12 protein-coding genes and 1 pseudogene are annotated in these 18,974 nt (G+C 71.1%); 8 read left to right on the forward strand and 5 right to left on the reverse strand.

Annotation, left to right across the window (positions count from 1 at the left end; genetic code table 11):
- Nucleotides 1–5: 5 nt before the first annotated feature.
- Nucleotides 6–1,181, forward strand: a pseudogene (locus tag QUE44_RS14035) (MFS transporter).
- Here QUE44_RS14035 and QUE44_RS06235 read toward each other — a convergent pair.
- Entirely contained in the window at nt 1,144–1,527 is a 384-nt protein-coding gene (locus tag QUE44_RS06235; protein ID WP_286216490.1) for a hypothetical protein, read from the reverse strand. The pseudogene QUE44_RS14035 and the gene QUE44_RS06235 overlap by 38 nt on opposite strands.
- Nucleotides 1,528–1,953: 426 nt before the next feature.
- Here QUE44_RS06235 and QUE44_RS06240 point away from each other — a divergent pair, with 426 nt between their 5' ends.
- The 5 genes from QUE44_RS06240 (at nt 1,954) to QUE44_RS06260 (ending at nt 11,976) form a co-directional block, all read left to right on the forward strand.
- Nucleotides 1,954–6,522 (forward strand): choice-of-anchor D domain-containing protein, encoded by a 4,569-nt coding sequence (locus QUE44_RS06240; protein WP_286216492.1) that lies wholly within the window; start codon nt 1,954–1,956, stop codon nt 6,520–6,522.
- A complete protein-coding gene (locus QUE44_RS06245; protein ID WP_286216698.1) occupies nt 6,435–7,253 on the forward strand; it encodes a Kelch repeat-containing protein in 819 nt (272 codons plus the stop codon). The genes QUE44_RS06240 and QUE44_RS06245 overlap by 88 nt, the downstream gene beginning before the upstream one ends.
- Before the next feature lie 438 nt (nt 7,254–7,691).
- Complete coding sequence (locus QUE44_RS06250) at nt 7,692–8,912, forward strand: exonuclease SbcCD subunit D (protein WP_286216493.1); 1,221 nt, start codon at nt 7,692–7,694, stop codon at nt 8,910–8,912.
- On the forward strand, nt 8,909–10,954 hold the full coding sequence (locus QUE44_RS06255; protein ID WP_286216494.1) for an AAA family ATPase: 2,046 nt from the start codon (nt 8,909–8,911) through the stop codon (nt 10,952–10,954). Before QUE44_RS06250 ends, QUE44_RS06255 begins: the two co-directional genes overlap by 4 nt.
- Nucleotides 10,951–11,976, forward strand: coding sequence for an SbcC/MukB-like Walker B domain-containing protein (locus QUE44_RS06260; protein ID WP_286216495.1), 1,026 nt, complete (start codon nt 10,951–10,953; stop codon nt 11,974–11,976). The genes QUE44_RS06255 and QUE44_RS06260 overlap by 4 nt, the downstream gene beginning before the upstream one ends.
- A 192-nt stretch (nt 11,977–12,168) precedes the next feature.
- On the opposite strand, the gene QUE44_RS06265 is transcribed toward QUE44_RS06260, so the two are convergent.
- Nucleotides 12,169–12,459, reverse strand: a complete 291-nt coding sequence (locus QUE44_RS06265) for a hypothetical protein (RefSeq protein WP_286216496.1) — start codon at nt 12,457–12,459, stop codon at nt 12,169–12,171.
- A gap of 124 nt (nt 12,460–12,583) precedes the next feature.
- On the opposite strand from QUE44_RS06265, the gene QUE44_RS06270 reads away from it, so the two are divergent.
- Nucleotides 12,584–13,816, forward strand: a complete 1,233-nt coding sequence (locus QUE44_RS06270; RefSeq protein ID WP_286216497.1) for an ATP-binding protein — start codon at nt 12,584–12,586, stop codon at nt 13,814–13,816.
- A 40-nt stretch (nt 13,817–13,856) separates the two neighbouring features.
- A complete protein-coding gene (locus QUE44_RS06275; protein WP_286216499.1) occupies nt 13,857–14,903 on the forward strand; it encodes a DUF8320 family protein in 1,047 nt (348 codons plus the stop codon).
- Nucleotides 14,904–14,963: 60 nt separating this feature from the next.
- On the opposite strand, the gene QUE44_RS06280 is transcribed toward QUE44_RS06275, so the two are convergent.
- From QUE44_RS06280 to QUE44_RS06290, 3 genes are all read right to left on the reverse strand, one after another.
- Nucleotides 14,964–16,124, reverse strand: coding sequence for a 4Fe-4S dicluster domain-containing protein (locus tag QUE44_RS06280; protein WP_286216501.1), 1,161 nt, complete (start codon nt 16,122–16,124; stop codon nt 14,964–14,966).
- A gap of 112 nt (nt 16,125–16,236) precedes the next feature.
- A protein-coding gene (locus tag QUE44_RS06285) for an IS3 family transposase (RefSeq protein ID WP_286216080.1) occupies nt 16,237–17,420 on the reverse strand; the annotation gives its coding sequence in 2 pieces (ribosomal slippage) (nt 16,237–17,159 and nt 17,159–17,420; 1,185 coding nt in all).
- Between the two features lie 186 nt (nt 17,421–17,606).
- The gene (locus QUE44_RS06290) at nt 17,607–18,953 is read right to left on the reverse strand and encodes a DUF222 domain-containing protein (RefSeq protein WP_286216502.1); all 1,347 of its coding nucleotides are present in this window, start codon (nt 18,951–18,953) and stop codon (nt 17,607–17,609) included.
- Nucleotides 18,954–18,974 lie beyond the last annotated feature (21 nt).

The raw sequence follows: 18,974 nt of genomic DNA on the forward strand, positions 1-18,974 counted from the left end.
TCACGGTGCTCGCGTTCGCGGCCTTCGCATTCGTGACCGCCGAGGTGCTGCCGCTCGGGCTCATGGGGCCGATGGCGGAGGGGCTCGGCGTCGCGGAGTCGACGGTCGGGCTGCTCATCACGATCCAGGCGCTGACGATCGTCGTGGGATCCGTCCCGCTTGCCGCCGCGGCCAAGCGCCTCACTCCCCGCACCGCGCTGCTCATCGCGCTCGGCGTATTCCTCGCGGGACTACTCATCGCTGCGACCGCGGGGACGTTCGCCCAGCTCGCGCTCGGCCGCGGCATCTCCGCGATCGCACACGCGCTGTTCTGGGCCGTCGTGACACCGGCGGCGGCAGGAATGTTCCCCCGCAGGTGCGCGGGCGCATGGTGTCACGCCTGCTGCTGGGCGGCTCCGGCGCGGGAGTGATCGGGCTACCCGCCTCGACCTGGCTCGCGCAGCAGGCGTCGTGGAGCACGCCCTACTGGGTCATCGCGGGTTCCGCGGCCGTGCTGCTCGTCGCCCTCGCGGTGCTCATGCCCGGCTTCCGCGCTGAGGAGGGCACCGCCGCCCGCGGCGAGCTCCTCCCGCGCGATGTTCGCGCGCGTGCTCATCGCGATCGCCCTCGCGGTGGGGTCGATGGCCGTCACGTGGACGTACATCACCCCGTTCCTCGAGCGGGTCGCGGGCTTCTCGACGGCCTCGGTGCCGGCGCTGCTCGCGCTCGGCGGCGTGGTCGGCACGCTCACCACCGCGTTCGTGGGCCGCTATCTCGACCGCTGGCCGGTGAGGTCGGCGGTCGTGGGCCTCGCGTTGCTCGTGACGATGTTCGCCGGGCTCGCGGTCGCGGGAAGCTCGGTGCCCGTCACCCTCGCGATGCTCGTGCTGCAGGGCTTCAGCTGGTCGATCGTGGTCGCGTCTCACCTCAACTGGGGGATGCGTCACGCGCCGGGACGCACCGACGTCCTCATGGCGCTCTATCAGTCGCTCTACAACGTCGGCAACATGCTCGGCCCGCTCGCGGGAGGGGCGATCCTCGCTCGCCACGGCGCCGCGTGGCTGCCCGCGGCAAGCGTCGCGCTGTCCGGCGCGGCGTTCGTGGTGGTGCTGACGGTCAAGCCGTGGGGACTGCTCGGGAGGATGCGTGCGGCGCGCCGCGCGGTCAGTCCTGCGCGGGAAGCGCGACGGACCCGACCGTGACCAGGGCGGGCGACTCGATCATGTCGGCGAAGTAGCCGCCCGGGGCGGAGACGCCCTGGATCACCGGCTGGTCGCCCATCGCAAAGGTCGGGGCGACGGTGCCCACGTAGAACGACGTGAACGAGTCCACTGCGTTCTGCACCACTCCACCGGCGATCACGGCCCACAGGAGCGCCACGATCGCGCCCCCCACCACGGCCTGAACCGCGACATCCAGCCACGGGAAGCGCTGCGCGGCCGCGGCATCGGCCGGCCGGGGTGCCCTCACCGGCACGCGACGATGCGGCGCGAGTACGCCGATGCGCCCGGCGGTCCACGTCGATGCCGAAATGTGCGGAACTGTCACGATTTGCCCCTCCTCCATCACACGCCACATGCCTGTCTTGCGCAACCGGTACGCGGTGTCAGTTATTCCAACCACTAGTAAAGACGCATCCAAGCGTCATTCCGTTGGGTAAAGCGCGCCCCTATTTATGGGGGCACCCAATCGGTGCGAACCATCCTTTTTCGGATGGACTGGTGCAATTCGGGCATCTCGGGTGTACGGTCACTAGCGAGCGGCTCGGTCGAGGGATCACCACACCGCTCAGTCCATGGGGATTCACCCGCCCGCCGCCCGGTTCGCCGGGCGGGCGGACGGGCTTGGCACTGCCAGCCCGGGGTGACGTCAGGAGGGGAGCCTGACATGACCGTAGACGTCGCGACGCGGGCTGTGTTCCGCGGTTCGGATTCGACGAATCGAGCGAAGGGACTCGGACGCTGGCGGCGTTCGGTGAGCATCGGCGCCATCCTGGCGTTGCTCGTGCCCGTGGGACTGGTCGCGGCATCCGCCCCGGCCACCGCGGCCGCGACGCCCGTGCTGAGGATCAACGCCGGTGGCCCCGCCGTCGAGGCGACGGACGACGGCCCCGCCTGGGTCGAGGACAGCGGCGCCGCGCCGTCTGCCTCGTCGAATGCGGACGCCTCCGGCTCTGTCGCGATCTCGTCGGGGTCCGCCGTCTCGGCGCCCGACGGGGTCCCCGCGATCCTGTTCGAGACCGCGCGTGCCGACGGCGCCACGGGCGACCCCATGACGTGGTCGCTTGCGGCGGATCCCGGCGCGTATGAGCTGCGCCTGTACTTCGCCGAGGTCGACCCCGGCGCCCAGTCGCCCGGCGCCCGCGTCATCGACGTCGAGGTCGAGGGCATGCCGATGCTCCTGGGGCACGACACCTTCGCCGCCGTCGGCGGCAACGCCGGCCTGGTCCGCACCTTCAGGGTGACCAGCGACGGCAGCGTCGACGTGGCCTTCCTGCCGGTCGCCGGCGCGCCCACGGTCGCGGCCCTCGAGTTGGTCGCCCTGGGGGACGATGCCCTCGCGGCCACTCCCTCCGGCTTCGGCTTTGGCGACGTGGCGGTGGGCGAGAGCGCCACGACCACGGTCATGCTCTCTGCGGTGGGCACGGGACCGGTCGACGTCGCGTCGATCTCGGCCTCGGGAGACTTCAGCGTCGACACCTCGGGCCCGCTCACGGTGGACGCGTCCGGCTCCGTCGCGGTCGAGGTCACCTTCGCCCCGTCCGCCGAGGGTCTCGCGACCGGCGAGGTCACGCTCGACAACGACGGCGAGGGCGGCGCGTTGGCAATCGCGCTGACGGGCACCGGCACGCCGGGAGCGGTGGAACCGGAGCCCTCCGTGACGCCCGAGCCCTCGGTGACTCCGGAACCGTCGGTCACCCCGGAACCGACCGTCTCGCCCGAGCCGAGCGTGACGCCGTCGCCCGACCCGAGCATCGTCCCTTCTCCCGAGCCGGAGCCCGAGCAGCCCATCGCTCCCCTGCTCGCGGCCGACGCCTACTCGCTTCAGGTGAGTTCCGTCTCAAACCGCGCGGGAGCGCTGCCGCTCGACGGCGCGACCGTGAGCGGCAACGCCTACGTGTTCACGGGGCCCGACACGGACGTCTCGCAGGTGAGGTTCTGGCTCGACAACACCGCGATGAGTGGGACGCCGTATCGGCTCGAGCGCGGGGCGCCGTTCGACTTCGCCGGCTCGGTGGGCAACGGCACCACGGCGCACCCGTGGGACACCACCCCGCTCGCTGATGGCACCCACACGATCTCCGCGCGGCTCACGCTGACCGACGGCACGAACGTGGTGCACCACGCGACGTTCACGCTCGACAACGGGATCGAGGAGCCCGAGGAGCCGCCGTACAGCATCCAGTACTCGACGAGCGCAAACCGCTCCGCACCCGAGCCCCTTGACGGCGCCACGGTGGGCGGCTCGGTCTACGCGTTCACCGCTCCCGACACCCTCGTGTCGTCGGTGAGGTTCTGGCTCGACAACCCGTCGATGACGGGCAGCCCCACCAAGACCGAGACGGGGGCGCCGTACGACTTCCGCGGCTCGGCGGGCAACGGCTCGACCGCGCTGCCGTGGGACACCACCACGGTGACGGACGGCCTCCACACCATCACCGCGCGCCTCACGCACCCGGACGGCACCACCACGGTGACCACGGCATCGTTCACGGTGGACAACGGCGTGGGTGAGCCCGAGCCCACGGTGTACGACATCCTGCACTCGACCCATGCGGACCGCGGCACGCCCGCGACGCTCAACGGGGCAACCATCAGCGGCGACTCGTTCATCTTCACGGGTCCCGACACCGGGGTCACGTCCGTGCAGTTCTGGCTCGACAACACCGCGATGAGCGGCACGCCGACCAAGAATGAGGGCAGGGCTCCATTCGACTTCGCGGGATCCGCAGGCACCGGCGCGACCGCGCTGCCGTGGGACTCGACGACCACGACCGACGGCTCGCACACGCTCACGGCGCGGCTCAACCACCCTGACGGCACCTTCACCGTGGTGCACTCGGCGTTCACGGTCGACAACGGGGTGGGCGAGCCCGACCCCGACGCGGTGACGCTGATGTACAGCACCAGCGCGGACCGCTCCGCGGCGACCGAGCTCACCGGCAAGTCCGTGTTCGGGGACATCTACGTCTTCACCGCGCCGGATGCGGGGGTGAGCCAGGTGCAGTTCTGGCTCGACAACGTCGCGATGACGGGCAACCCGACCTTCACGGAGGGCAAAGCGCCCTTCGACTTCAGGGGCGGCACGGTCGCAACCGCGACGCCGTGGGACACGCGTTCGCTGCTCGACGGACCCCACACCATCACCGCGCTCATCACGATGTCGGATGGCACCACGACGACCACCACGGCGACGTTCGGCATCCACAACGCGCAGGACACGTGCTCGCCGCTCGCGTGCGAGGAGTATCTGGTCGATACCCCGTATGGCCTCGACTTCTCCGAGGAGATGGGCAAGATCGTCGACAAGAACGGCGTCGGCACCGGCTTCACCTACGTGCAGCCCACGTCGCGCGGCACGGGCTACATCCCCGAGAACCTCGAGCTCGACCTGCTCGCGGGCGACCTCGCGGTGACCACCACCGCCGGGCTGCACTATCAGTCGGCCAACGCGCTCGACAACGCGCTCGGGGTCGGCATCGACGCCCCCAGCCAGGTCTCGGTGCTGTCGACCACGATCGCCAACGTGCCCGCGGGCACGGGCAGCTACGAGCAGGCCGGACTGTGGTTCGGCATCTCGCAGGACGACTACGTGAAGGTCACGATCCAGTCCAAGCCGAACGGCACCTTCATCGAGTTCCTCGAGGAGAACGCCGGGGTGCGCGACCAGCAGGTCGAGGCTCTCCAGAACGGCGCCGTGGGACAGAACGTGTACCTGCAGCTCACGATCGACCCGTACATGCGGACCATCCAGGCCGGGTACCGGATCGGGGCGGGCTCGCTCATCAGCACCTCGGCGTTCTACGTGCCGCCGGAGTACTTCAGCTTCGACGCCGCGGGAATCGACCCGAGGATCGGCACGCGCTCGTTCGGCGGCATCATCGCGAGCCACCGCAACGCGGCCGCGCCGATGACCTACCACTTCGCGGACTTCGCCCTCGAGGAGTCGACCCAGCCCATCAACACGGGCACGGTCGCGTTCTCCCGCACGTCTCACGCGGTGGACTTCCCGTCCTCGATGGCGTGGGGCCCCGACAACCGGTTGTACGTGTCCGAGATGTTCGGCGGTCTGCACGCGCTCACCTACGACGCGAACTGGAACGTCATCGCGGACGAGGAGTTCGACGCGATCGAGCCTGCGCTCACGCTGGGCGTCGCCGTCGACCCCGACAGCACGCCCGAGGACGTGGTCCTGTGGGTCGCGCACTCGTCGCCCTCGATCAACGACGGCGCGCCCAACTCGAGCACGGTGTCGCGCCTCTCCGGTCCGGGGCTGACAGTCCGCGAGGACGTCATCACGGGCCTGCCGAGGGCGCAGGCGAACCACGCGATCAACTCGATCGAGTTCGCGCCGGACGGGCGGCTTTTCATCGCTCTCGGTGGCAACACCGGGTCCGGCGCGGCCAACGGGGCGGAGTCCGAGTTCGGGCTGCGCGCCGAGCAGCCGCTCTCCGCGGCGATCCTCGCGGCGGACGTCAAGGCGGCCGGCTTCAGCGGCCAGTGTGCGACTCCCCTGGCGGAGGACTATGCGGACCGCAGCCACCCGGACCTCTTCGAGATCCCGGCCACGTGTGACGTCGAGGTGTACGCGAGCGGGGTGCGCAACACCTACGACCTCGTGCACCACAGCAACGGTCACATCTACGCGCCCGACAACGGGCTGGGAGTGACGGGCACCTACCCGTCGAGCCCGCTCACGCCGTGCACGGACTTCATTGCCGCGACCGACGTGCCGCTGTACAACCCCGGCACGCAGGCCGACCTTCTCAACCTCATCGAGGAGGGCAAGTACTACGGCCACCCGAACCCTTACCGCAACGAGTGCGTGTTCAAGACGGGCGCGCAGCAGGGCGTCGGCACCCCGGCCAACTACGAGCCGCCGCTGTACAGCTTCGGCAACAACAGGTCCGTCAACGGCATCATCGAGTACGACGGCGCGCAGTTCTGCGGCTCGATGAACGGCGACCTGCTCACCGCGAGCTACTCGATCGGCGACTCGATCCACCGCGTCACGCTGTCCGAGGACGGGCTGTCGGTGCTCGGGTCGAATGTGATCCTCACGGGCTTCGACGACCCTTGCCGCTCGCGATGGGACCGGACGGCGTGTTCTTCGTCGGCGAGTTCGGCGGCGCGAAGGTCACGGCACTCGTGCCCGAGAACATCGGCTGCTGGCAGGACGCGGAGCCGCTGCCCACGACCATCCTCGACGCTGGCGGCGGCGCCGTGGGCGACACGATGTACGTGGTCGGAGGCAAGAACGACACCGGCCACCAGTCCGAGGTCTACGCCTACGACACCGTCGCACGCACCTGGACCGAGGTAGCGCCGCTGCCGGGCGCCGCAGTCGAGAACCCGGCGATCGCGTCGGTCGGAGGCAAGCTCTACGCCTTCGGCGGCTCGACGGCACCGTTCTCCGGCGCCGTGTCGAATGCGGCGTCGTTCGACCCCGCAACCGGCGCGTGGACCTCGCTGCCGCCCATGCCGACGGCCCGCGGAGGTGCGGGAGCGGCGGTGGTCGACGGCAAGATCTACGTGGTGGGAGGCATGGACGCAAGCGGAACGTCTCTCGCGACGGTCGAGATCTTCGACCCCGCGACCGGCTCGTGGAGCCCCGGACCCTCGCTCACGACGCGGCGCGACAACCCCGGCGTCGCGGCTCTCGACGGCCAGGTCTACGTGGTGGGCGGCCGCGCCCGCAACGCGGACGGCTCGTCGGACGTGGTGCAGATGAACACGATGGAAATCCTCAACCCGGCCACCGGGGTGTGGACCGCCGGACCGTCGATGCCCACCGCGCGGCGCTCGCTGGGGGTCGGCACGGCGGACGGCAAGCTCCAGGTGATGGGCGGAGAGCAGTCGTCCGACGGGTCCGCCTTCGCGGCGAACGAGGAGTACGACCCGGTCACCAACTCCTGGCGGCCGATCGTCCCGCTCATCCAGGGCCGTCACGGCATGGCCGTCGCGACCATCAACGACCAGGTGCACGCCGTGGGCGGCGCGATGGTCACCGGATCCGCGTGGAGCTTCACCCACACGGTGTTCCAATACGACTAGTCCCCGGACGTCGGTGCGCCCACACCAGCAGACCCACCGGGCGTGCCGAGCGAATGGCCGCCGCGCTCTCCCTCAGCAGCGCGGCGGCCTTTCGCTGTCCCCGTAGATGGAAACCGAGCCCACCCAGCCCTCCACCCCACCCGCGCCCAGCCCTCCACCCCACCCGCACCCAGCCCCCCACCCCACCCGCGCGCTATGGGACGCCCATTGTCGGTTTCCGCGATTCGCTGCGCCCTGTGGGACATCCATGGTCGCTTGGCGGAGCATCCGGACACCTCTCCCGCCTGTTTCAGCGTTCCCTGAAACAGCGCATAGGCCACCGGTCTCCTCCGCGCGGCAGCGGTCTCACCCCCACGGTCGCCCTCCACCACGCTCGCCCACCCACCACGCCCCACCCCCACCGCAAGCGTTGTCACCCCCGCCCGCTACCCTCCGAACATGCGCCTTCTCCACACGAGTGACTGGCACATCGGCCGCACGTTCCACGGGCACTCGACGGACGAGCACCTGAGCCTGGTGCTCGATGCCTTGGCGCGCGCGGTGGCGGAGCACGCGATCGACGCGGTGATCGTCGCCGGCGACATCTTCGACTCGTCGACCCCTAAGGCGGACGCCTTCACCCTGCTTAACAGGGCGGTCGGCGCGATCCGCAACGCGGGCGCCACGGTCATCCTGACCTCGGGCAATCACGACGGTCCGGCCCGGCTCGGCCACATGGCGGAGTTCGCGGCGCACGGCGGCGTGCACCTCCGCACGCAGCTGAGCCGCCTCGCGGAGCCCGTGACCCTGAGCGACACCCACGGCGACCTCTTGATCTACGGCATCCCGTACGTCCACCCCGAGTTCCTGCGCGCCGCGTACCCGGCCTTCACCGGCGGCACGCATGCCGAGGCGCTCGCCTTCGCGATGGACCTCATCAGGGAGGACGCCGCTGCGAGGTCGGGCTCACAGCCGCCGCGCTACGTGGTCGCGTCCCACTGCTTCTGCTCGGGCGAGGGCGCCGTCACGCACGACACCACCGAGGACTCGGGCCGCGCCGAGGAGCGCGACATCTCCCGCGGCGGCCTCAACATCGTGCCGCCGAGCGTCTTCGCGGGCGCGACCTACACGGCCCTCGGCCACATTCACTCCCGCGCGACCCTCACCCCCTCCGTCCGCTACAGCGGCGCGCCGCTGCGCTTCAGCTTCGGCGAGATCAGCGGCGCCAAGGGCGCGTGGATCGTGGACATCGGCGCACCCGGGGGCGCCCCAGGCGGCGCCCCAGAAACCACGCCCGACATCACCTGGCTCGACCTCCCGGTGCCGCGCCGCGCGGTCCGCCTCACGGGCGCGCTCGAGCACCTCCTCGCGGACCCCTCCCACGCTCATGCGGAGGACGCGTGGGTCGAGGTGATCCTCACCGATGACCAGCTCCCGCGCGAGGCCATGCGCGCCCTCCAGGGCCGCTTCCCGCACGCGGTGACCCTCACGCATCGTCCCTCCACGCGCCACGACCACGGCGACACCACCTACGCGGAGCGCGTCGAGGGGCGCAGCGACCTCGAGATCGTCGACGAGTTCTTGGGCTACGTCCGCAACGGCGCCGCGCTCAGCGCCCCCGAGCGCGCGCTCGTCACCGACGCGCTGGGGGCACTCGAGGCGCGGGAGTCCGCGCGATGAGGCTCACGCGGCTCGCGCTCGAGGGGTTCGGCCCGTACCTGCGCGCTCAGGAGATCGACTTCGCGGCCTTCGACGCCGACGGCCTGTTCGCGATCACCGGCAAGACCGGCGCGGGCAAGTCGACCATCCTGGATGCGATCTGCTTCGCGCTCTACGACCGCGTCCCGCGCTACGACAAGGCCGAGCCCGTCCTGCGCAGCCACTTCTGCGGCGAGGACGACCCGACCGAGGTCACGCTCGACTACGAGCTCGGGACGCGCCGCTATCGCGTGTGGCGCTCGCCCGCGTACGCGCGCGCCAAGAAGCGCGGCAGCGGCACCACCGTCAAGCCCGCCGAGGCCAAGCTCTACGCGTGGCGCGACGGCGACTGGGAGATCCTCGCGGCACGGCCCGTCGAGGTTGCCGAGCTCATCGCCACCACGGTTCCCCTCACCGCGGCGCAGTTCCTGCAGGTGATCCTCCTGGCACAGGGCCGGTTCGCCGAGTTCCTGCGCGCGGACACCTCGGAGCGCCGCGCGGTGCTGAGGTCGCTGTTCGGCACGCAGCGCTTCGAGGATCTCGAGCTCACGATCCGCGAGGCGGCCAAGGAGGCGGAGGCGAGCGTGACCGCTGCCGATGCGCAGCTCGGCGCGCTGGTCGATCGCGCGGCCGGGGTCGCCGGGGTGGACGCCCCGCCCGCGGCCGCACGGGACGCGTTCTGGGACGATGCCCTGGCCGCGGCCGCCTCGACGGCCACCCAGGCGTCGCTCGAGCGGGCGGCGGCGAGCGAACGGGCGGAGGAGGCGGCGCTCGCGCTGTCGGCGGCTCGTGCGGTCGAGGAGGCGCGGGCGCGCCTGACGAGGGCGCGGGAGACGATGCTCGACCTCGCCTCGCGCGCCCAAGAGCACGCCGCGCGGGAGGCGCGGCTGTCGCTCGCGCGCCGTGCCGTGCCGGTCGTGGGTCCGCTCGCCGCGGTGACACGCGCCGAGGCGACCGAGGCCGAGTCCCGCGCCGCGCTCGAGAGGGCGCGCGAGGTCGCGGCGGCCGATGCCGCGGCAGGGCTGGCATGGCCCGTCACCGCAAGCGCGGCCGGCGCGGGCAGCGAGACCGCCGGGGCCGCGGGCACGCTGGTCGAGGCCGGCGAGGACGCGCTGCGCGACCGGGCGAGCGAGCTGTCGAGGGAGATCGGAGAGATGGCGGCCGCGGTGACGGCCGAGGAGTCCCTTCCCGCGCTCGAGACCGCGCGTGCCACTGCGCTCGAGGCGGTGGAGCAGGCCGAGTCCGCGCGGGCGGCCACGCACAGGGCGCTCGCGGAGCTCCCGGCACGCGAGGCGGAGCTGGGCGAGGCGAAGACCGCAGCCTCCGCGGCGGCGGCACGGGTTCAGGACCTCGAGGACGCGGTGGAGCGCGCCGAGAAGGCGGTCGCGGCCCACGCCGAACTCGCGGAGGTGGCGGCCGCGCTGGCGACCGCGACCGAGGAAGTCGCCCGCGCGGCGGCCGCGCACCAGGAGGCGGCCGCGGAGCATGCGCGGCTCGCGCTCGGCAGGCTGCGATCACAGGCCGCCCACCTCGCCGCCGATCTCTCGCCCGGCGAGCCGTGCCCGGTATGCGGAGGCACCGACCACCCCTCCCCCGCCCAGCCCTCCGACGACCACGTCACGGACGCGCAGGTCGAGGCGGCCTTCGCCCAGATCGCGCCGCGCGAGCAGCGACTCGCGGCGGCGAGGGAACGCCACTCCGAACTCGACCGCCTGCTCGCGGCCGCGCGTGAGCGGGCCGGCGAGGAGACGCGGCGGCCGCCGAGGCCGCGCTCGTGGAGGCACGCGCGGCGCACGCGGCGGCCGTGGAGGCCGCGGCCGAGCGAGACCGGCTGGCCGCGGAGCTCGATGCGCTGGGCGCGCGCAAGACGGAACTCACCCGCGCGCTGGAGACGCAGGCCGAGGCTCTCGAAAAGGCACAGGCTCGAGCCACCGAAACGGCGACCGCACTGGACGGCGCCCGGACACGGGCAAGCCGACACCCCGAGGGCTTCGCGAGCGCGACCGCCTACGCCAGCGCGTTGAGATCCGCCAAGTCCCTCGTGGAGACGATGGCCGGCGCAACCTCGGCCGCCGAGGACGCCGCTGCGACCCTCGCCCGCGCGCGAGAAGAGCTCGCCGCGAACCTCGACGCCGCGGGATTCGCGACCGCGAACGAGGCCCGCGAGGCCGCGCTCGACCCGCGCGAGCTCGCCACGCTCGCACAAGACGTGGACGACTACCGCGAGGCGCGCGCCAAGGCCGAGGCCGTGGTCGCGGAGCTGTCCGAGCGGGAGCTCCCCGACGAGCCCGCGGACCTCGATGCGCTGTCGCATGCGGCCGCCGAGTCCGCCCGATCACGCGACGCGGCGATCGAGGCGGCGACGGGCGCGGCGGCTCGACTGGCGACACTCGAGCAGCTCCGGGCCGAATACGAGGCCCGCGGTGAGGAGTCGGCCGCCGCGCGCGCCGAGCGAGACGTGGTCGCGGTGCTCGCGGACTCCCTCGAGGGCAAGGCCCCCAACGAGCGCCGGCTGCGGCTCGAGAGCTTCGTACTCGCGTCCAAGCTCGAGAGGATCGTCGCGGCGGCGAACGCGCGCCTCGAGACCATGTCGAGCGGCCAGTACCGCCTCGAGCACGACGATCAGGCGCAGTATCGCGGCAAGGAGACGGGCCTCGCCCTGCGCATCGCGGACTCCCACACGGGCCAGTCCCGCTCGACGCGCTCGCTGAGCGGCGGGGAGACGTTCCTCGCCTCGCTCGCCCTCGCGCTCGGCCTTGCCGAGACCGTCACCGCGGAGGCGGGCGGCATCGAGTTGGGGACGCTGTTCATCGACGAGGGATTCGGCTCACTGGACGGCGACACCCTCGAGATCGCGATGTCCACGCTCGAGGACCTGCGCGACTCGGGCCGCACGGTGGGGCTCATCTCGCACGTCGAGGCGATGCACGATGCCATCCCCGCACGCCTCGAGGTCGAGAAGGCGGCGGACGGGTCAAGCCGCGTGCGCACCAGGGTCGGGTTGCAGGAGGTCGGGCTGCACACGGGAGGGGTGGCGGCCGGGTAGAGCAGCGCGCGGCGAGCGTCCCGTCCGGCCCCACCGCCGCTCCCATCCCGACTGCGACGGCCACGAGCGCAGCCGGGAGCGCCGCCTCGAGCGCGAGCACTGCCACCATCTCGAGCACGAGCTGACGCTGGCCGTGGTCTTCGACCACGGCGCGCCGGCCGGGGTGCACCTCGATGACCTTGGCAATGGTTCCTAGGCACATGACTGTTCTCCTTCGGCGGATTGAGCGAGAAGCACCAGTTCCGCGAGTTCGGCCGATGCCGCGGTCACCGCGGCGTCCACGGCCGCCTCGACCTGGGGAGACGGGGGCCCGGGGGCGAAGGTTGCCGCCTCGACGGCGATCACCACGACGTGCCGCGGGAGGGTGCCGAGCGTGCGCGAGAGCTCGACCGCGCCCGCGAGACCGAAAGCGTGGCTGCCGCCGCGACCCGCCGCGACGGACCCGTCGTGGATGGGTAGACCGGGAATGCGCATGTCGCCCATGACACGCCTCCACGATCGACGGAGGCCGCAATTGCGGGCGCGGATGAGACCTTGGTCCGGGTGATGCCAGGTAGTGGGGTGCGCGAGGATTTAGGGTGGCACCAGGCGTAGTCGGAGGCGGCACATGAGTCGGAGCGAGGGCGGCGGGCGCAGCGCGCTGGAGCGCATGCAACGCACCACGTACTTCGCCACGGGCCTGGCCGCCGCGCTCTTCACCGTGCTGTTGTCGCCGGGGCCCAACGGCGCTCTCGCGCAGATGGACCAGCTCCGGGCTCCGTTCGGGCTGTACACGGTCGTGGTGGGCGCGGCCATTCCGGCGAGTTACGCGGTGCTCGCCTTCGTGGTGAGCATACGGACGATGCGCGTGCTGGTGACCGCATGCGCCGCCGGCTTCGTACTCGCGCAGCTGCTGTGGATTCCGGCGATGACGGGCGAGGTGCTCGCCGACGGCGCGGCGCCCTGGCTGCAGGGGTACGGCGCGATTCACGCGACCATGCTCGCTGTCGCGTGGAACCGGCCAGCGGTGTGGGTCTTTCCGGTGATGCAGTGGCCGCTGGTCGCGACGGTCGAGTACCTCGCGAGCGGGGGCAACCTCGAGCAGTCGGTGCTTGACGGGATGGGCGCGATGGTGACGTCCCTGGTGCTTGCCGGCGCGGGCGCCGGGGTCGTGACGGCGGCGGCGCGCCAGGACCTGGAGGCCGAGCGGGCGCGCGCGCAGGCGGCGCACGAGGCCTCGCTGCGCACCGGCGAGCGCGAGCAGGCGCGCATCAACGCGCTGGTGCACGACGACATCATGTCGGTGCTGCTCGCGGCGGTGCGCACGCCGGTGTCGGCCGGTGCGGCTGCCGGGTCGCTGGCTCCCTCGCCCGCGGTGTCGGAGCAGGCACGTAAGGCGCTCTCGGCGGTGGCCGCGATCCGCGGCTCGCGCTCGCGCGAGGCGCCCTATCCCCCGCACGAGCTCGAGGCGGTGCTGCGCGTCACGGCCAACGAGGTGTCCGAGGACATCGTGATGAGCTCCCGCGTCTCCACCGATGCCCCGGTTCCGGCCGCCGTGGTGGCCGCCCTCGCGGAGGCGACGGGTGAGGCGCTGCGCAACAGTGTGATTCATGCGGGTGGGCCAGATGACGCCGTGGTGCGGTCTTTGGATGTCGCGATCCGCGACGGCGAGGTGTGGGTGAGCGTGAGCGATGACGGCCGCGGCTTCACGCCCAAGACGGTGCCCGCGCGCAGGCTCGGGCTCGCGGTGAGCATTCACGGTCGGATGAACGCGCTGCCGGGTGGCGGCGCGCGGGTGACCTCGGCTCCGGGGGCGGGCACCACCGTTGAGTTGTGGTGGCGTGCGGAGGACGGGCGATGAGTCTGAGCGGGTCGGGAGCGGCCGATGCTCGGGGGCCGGGGTGCGCGGCGCCGGGGTTCGCGGCACCGCCGAGCGCGCGACCGGCGCGGACATCAGCGAACTGCTGGGCCTGCACACGCGCGGCGCTCGGCTGATCCTCGCCGTGTACGTCGCGTCGAATCTCGCGTTCGCCGCCAGCACCGCGTACGTGCTCGACCATCCGTGGGCATCGTTCCTGGCGGTGGGGCTGGTCACCGTGGGCGGCATCGTGGTGACGCGGCCACAGCCGGACCCGTTCGCGCTCCGGCTCACGCTCGTGGTGCTCGCGATCGTGGTCGTGTCCTCCCTGCTGGTCTCGTACGCGCTGCCCGACGAGGGCACGCTGGGCCGCGCGACGTGGCACCTGGGGGCGAACACCTGGTTGCTGTGGTTCCTCATCCTGCGGCGGCGGATTCTCCTGGCGTGGTGCGGTGGGATCGGGATGCTCGCGGTGACGGTCGTGTGGGCGGCGGTCGCGGGGCGCGGCGCCCTCGCGGGGCTGCTGCTCGCGAGCCCGCAGGTGCTGCTGCTTGCGATCGCGACGCTGTTCGGCAGCGCGCTGAGGAGGTCGGCGGCACGGATCAACGCGCTCGCACAGCGCTCGGTGGACGCCGCGGCGGCGGCGGGCGCGGTGGAGGCGGCACGCCGCATTCAGGACCAGCGGGCCGACGAGCTCGCGGAGGTCGCCGTGCCCGCCCTCACCGCGATCGCGTCGGGCGAGCCGCTGACGGAGGCGATGCGCCGGGACATCGTGCACGTCGAGGCGCAGTTGCGGGACTCCGTGAGGGGGCGCGCGCTGGCCATGCCGCCGATCGTCGAGGCGGCGAAGCGGGCGCGCGAACGTGGAGTAAACGTCACGCTGCTCGACGACCGCGGCGCGGCGCTGTCCGGGGCACAGATGCTCACGATCATGGGCGCCACGCAGCGCGCGCTCGACGCTGCGCGGGGCGGCACGGTGACGGTGCGGCTGCTGCCGGTGGGACGCGACGACCTCCTGACGATCGTCGCGCAAGACGAGGAGTCGACCGAGCGCGTCGCGGTGCCCGCGGCTGCGGTGGGTGGCGAGTAGGCGCTGGCGGGTGGCCGGTCGCGGTCACCGTCGCGGTCGCGGCCACCGGCGCGGGGCCGCTCACCCGGCCGCCGTCTTCATCCTCCCCAGCGCCGCGGCCTCCTCGGTGATGTCGATTCCCACGGGACACCACGCGATGCATCGGCCGCAGCCCACGCAGCCGAGCATTCCGAACTGGTCCTCCCACGTCGCGAGTTTGTGCGTGATCCACTGCCGGTAGCGCGCCTTCACGTCCGCACGGAGGGGGCCGCCGTGGATGTAGCTGAAGTTCTCCGAGAAGCACGAGTCCCACACGCGGTGCCGCTCACCCGAGGTGCCGGCGAGGTCGCTCGTGTCCTCAACCGTGGTGCAGAAGCACGTGGGACACACGAGGGTGCAGTTGGTGCACGCCAGGCAACGGCTCGCGACGTCCTCCCAGCGCGGGCTCTCGGCTGAGGCGATCAGGACGTCGTGGATGGTCGCGGTGTCGATGGCGCGGCTCTGGCGGGCGGCCGCGGCGTCCGTGACGGCGATCGCGTCCGCCCTGTCCGGTTCCGTGCCCTCGCGCGCGGCGATCGCGTCCGCCACCTCGCGACCCCGCTCCGTACCGATCTCCACGATGAACCGGTGCCGCTCCGGCATGCCCGGATCGACCTCGGTGAGGAGGAGGTCGTATGCGGCCTCGCCGGTTTCGTTGGTTGTCGCGGCCGGGCGGGGGCCGGTGCCCATCGAGGCGCAGAAGCATGTCGCGGCCGGCTCGCCGCACGCGACCGCGACCGTGAAGGTGCCTTCGCGACGCGAGACATAGTGCGCATCGGTGAACCGGCGGTTGGCCAGGACGCGATCATGGACCTCAACGGCGCGCAGGTCGCAACTGCGCACGCCGAGGAGTGCGACGGGTTGCTGATCCGGGGCGTCGCGCTCGACTGTGAAGTGGCCGCCGTCTGCGGCGTCACGCCGTCCCCGCCAGATCACCTCCTCCGCCGGGAAAAACACGGGCTTGGTGGACTGCGCAGGGTCAGCGAAGCCGAAGTACGCGCCGTCGTCCCGCTGTCGCAGCCGATAGCGGCCGGGCTCCTGTTCGTCGCCGACACCCCGCGGCAGGTCCGCGGCCGCGGCAATGTCCGCCGTGACGATCGCATCGCCGCGGACGGTCGGCCCGACCAGGCGGTAGCCGCGGTTCTGCAGCTCGACGATGAGTGCGTCGAGGCCGGACGGTTCGAGGATCCTGATGGCATCCATGACACGCCTCCGCATTCGACGGAATGCCGGGATCTGGTGCGCGTCAGGGACCTTGGTCCGGGACGATGTGGGCTGCTTCGCTGATTTCGGACAGCGGAGTTGGTGGTTTCTCTTACGCTGCCAGGGCTGGCTGTCGGTAACTGTAGTGGACCTCGTCGGGGCGCTGGTAGCCGAGTGCGGAGTGGCGTCGGCGGCTGTTGTAGAACCCCTCGATGTAGGCGATGACGTCGCGTCGTGCGTGTGCTTTCGTCGGGTAGACGGTGCGATGAACGCGTTCGTTCTTCAACGCTGAGAAGAACGACTCGGCCATCGCGTTATCCCAGCACACGCCTGTGCGTCCCATCGAGGAACGCATGCCCAGGTCCTTGACCAACGTCCGGTATGCGGTCGAGGTGTAGACGCTGCCGCGGTCCGAGTGGAAGATCGCGTCTGGCTCGACTCGTGTGGTCTGGGCGGCGTTGCGTAGTGCGTGTTCGACGAGCTCGGTACGCATGTGATCGGCGATCGACCACCCGACGACCTTCTTCGAGTAGCAGTCGATGACCGTGGCCAGATAGATGAAGCCCTGCCAGGTATGGATGTAGGTGATATCACCGACGAACTTTTGCCCAGGACCATCGGCAGTGAAGTCCCGCTTCACCAGATCGGGCATGAGCGCGGCCGCTTCCGCGTCCGCCTCGGTCGTGACCCGGAATGGACGGGGCTGGCAGGGCACCAGGTGCTCGTGGCGCATGATCTGACGCACCAACTCCGGCGAGCACTGCACACCCTCGGCGACGAGGTCAGCGTGAATACGCCGATACCCGTAGGTGCCATCAGAGGCCGCGAAGAAGTGATGCACCCGCCCGGTGAGCAATTCCCGGCGCGCAGCGGTCGCCGACTGGGGACGCCCCAGCCAGTCGTAGAACCCCGACGTCGACACCGCCAACCACCGGCACATCTTCCACACCGGGTCCGTCGTAGTCGGGTCGTTCCTGAGGGAATCGATGTACTCGTACTTGCCCACTACCGCTGTTCCCTCGCGAAGTAGGCGGTGGCTTTTTTCAAGAACGCGGTCTCCGCCCGAAGCTCCTGATTCTCACGCTCGAGTTCCTTCAGCCGTGCCCTCTCGGACACCGTCAACTCGGTCTCGGCTCCCCCGTGCGTGTCGCGGTACTTCACCAGCCAGTTACGCAACGTCTCGGGACCCACACCGTACGCCTCAGCGACTTCCCGGATCGGCTTCGAGGTCGAGATCACCTCCTGGCACAACTCGTCCTTGAACTCCTGGCTGAAACGCCGTCGTGATGCAGTCATCCTGCAGATCTCTCTTTCAGTAGCACCCTCAGTTTAAGAGGGCCCACCGTCCGAAATCCCTAGGCCGCCCAATGCCCTTGCCGGCTTCGTCCGATGCCGCGGCCTCGTGCGGCACGGGGCGGGTGTTGCCGTCTCATGCGGCGGTCTTGTGTGGCGCGGCGCGCCGCGGGGCGGCCCGGGGCGTGGTCATGCGGCTTGTGGTTGTGCTTGGGGTGGGTGGATCTCGAGTGCGTGTTTGCCTCCCTGGATGGGGGTGCGGGTGGGGTCGACCGATGCTGGTGGGATGAACCACACTTCGGTGGCCGACGTGCGGACGGTCCAGCCGTCGTCGTGGAGTCGATGGTGGCAGCGGGTACACAGCATCAGCCCGTCGCGCAGGTTGGTTTCACCGTGGTCGCGGTCCCATTCGTTGACGTGGTGTGCGTCGCACCACGCCGCCGGGGCGTGACAGAAGGCGCATCCCCCGTCGCGTTCGATCAGTGCGAGGCGTTGCGCAGGCGTGAAGAACCGCACCGCGCGGCCCAGATCCATGGGTAGCGAGTCGCCGCCGCACACCATCGGCAGGATCTGGGCGTCCACCGCCATCAGCCTCAACTGCTTCGCGGTCAGGGGTGTCGCCATCGAGTCACAGTCCCCTACCCCCAGCCCGGTCCGTAGTGCCTCTTCCGACACGCGCACCACCACGGTCGTCGATGCCGCCGTGCCGGGCTGGGTGCAGCGCAGGCCGTGCCTGGCCAAGTCCGCCAGGGCGTCAACACGCATCCAACCGGCCTCCCGCGGATCACGCGACGTGTCACCGGCATCGCGCTTGTGGGCGAACCCTGCCCGTACCCGGGCATCCAGGAACGCGATCAACGGCGCCGCGCAGACAGGATCAAGGAGCCCGTTGACGGCGACCATCCCATCCACGGTCTCCTTGAAATGCAGAAACCTGGCTTCGTGGACGCGTTGTTCACGCTCGAGCGTGTGATCCGCATCCCACGAGGCAAGAACCTGGCGACCGGCGTGACGCAGATCCTCCAGCGACACCTTCCTCGCCTTCACGACCAGCGCCTGCTCCACCTCGGCGCGTTCACCGTCACGTCCCTCACCGGAACACTGGGCAAGGACCTCACTGACCAGTGCCGCCTTCGCCGCCGACACCTCACCCGCCGCGAACGCGTCAGCCACCACCGCACCCCGCGAGCGAGCACCGTCACCGTCACCGTCAGCATTGAGCAGCGTCCCGGCGGCGATCAGATCACGCGCCCCACCCCGCGTCCCACCCATCCCCGCAGCCACCATCGCCACCGCATTACGAAACCCCTGCTTACGGGCCAGGCCGCCGCCGACCTCGGGAGAAGACCTCCGCGCCACCTCCCCCGCCACCATCGCGACCGGCACCTCCACCACACGAGCCAGACGCGCCACCGTGCCCTGCAGAGACACCACCTCCGCATCCGACAACGAGCCCAACTCCCGCCCCTCAAACACGCGCAACCCAGCCACAGCATCGGCCACATCGGCGGCCACGGCAGCGAGGGAAAGTTCCATAAGAACAGTCAACACACAGGG

Origin of the sequence: Demequina sediminis, assembly GCF_030296675.1 — a bacterium.
Taxonomy (GTDB): Bacteria; Actinomycetota; Actinomycetes; order Actinomycetales; family Demequinaceae; genus Demequina; species Demequina sediminis.

Coding starts and splice junctions, on each gene's coding strand:
- QUE44_RS06245 (WP_286216698.1), top strand. CDS start 6,435: ATGTACGTGGTCGGAGGCAAGAACGACACCGGCCACCAGTCCGAGGTC.
- QUE44_RS06250 (WP_286216493.1), top strand. CDS start 7,692: ATGCGCCTTCTCCACACGAGTGACTGGCACATCGGCCGCACGTTCCAC.
- QUE44_RS06255 (WP_286216494.1), top strand. CDS start 8,909: ATGAGGCTCACGCGGCTCGCGCTCGAGGGGTTCGGCCCGTACCTGCGC.
- QUE44_RS06265 (WP_286216496.1), bottom strand. CDS start 12,459: ATGGGCGACATGCGCATTCCCGGTCTACCCATCCACGACGGGTCCGTC.
- QUE44_RS06270 (WP_286216497.1), top strand. CDS start 12,584: ATGAGTCGGAGCGAGGGCGGCGGGCGCAGCGCGCTGGAGCGCATGCAA.
- QUE44_RS06280 (WP_286216501.1), bottom strand. CDS start 16,124: ATGGATGCCATCAGGATCCTCGAACCGTCCGGCCTCGACGCACTCATC.
- QUE44_RS06290 (WP_286216502.1), bottom strand. CDS start 18,953: ATGGAACTTTCCCTCGCTGCCGTGGCCGCCGATGTGGCCGATGCTGTG.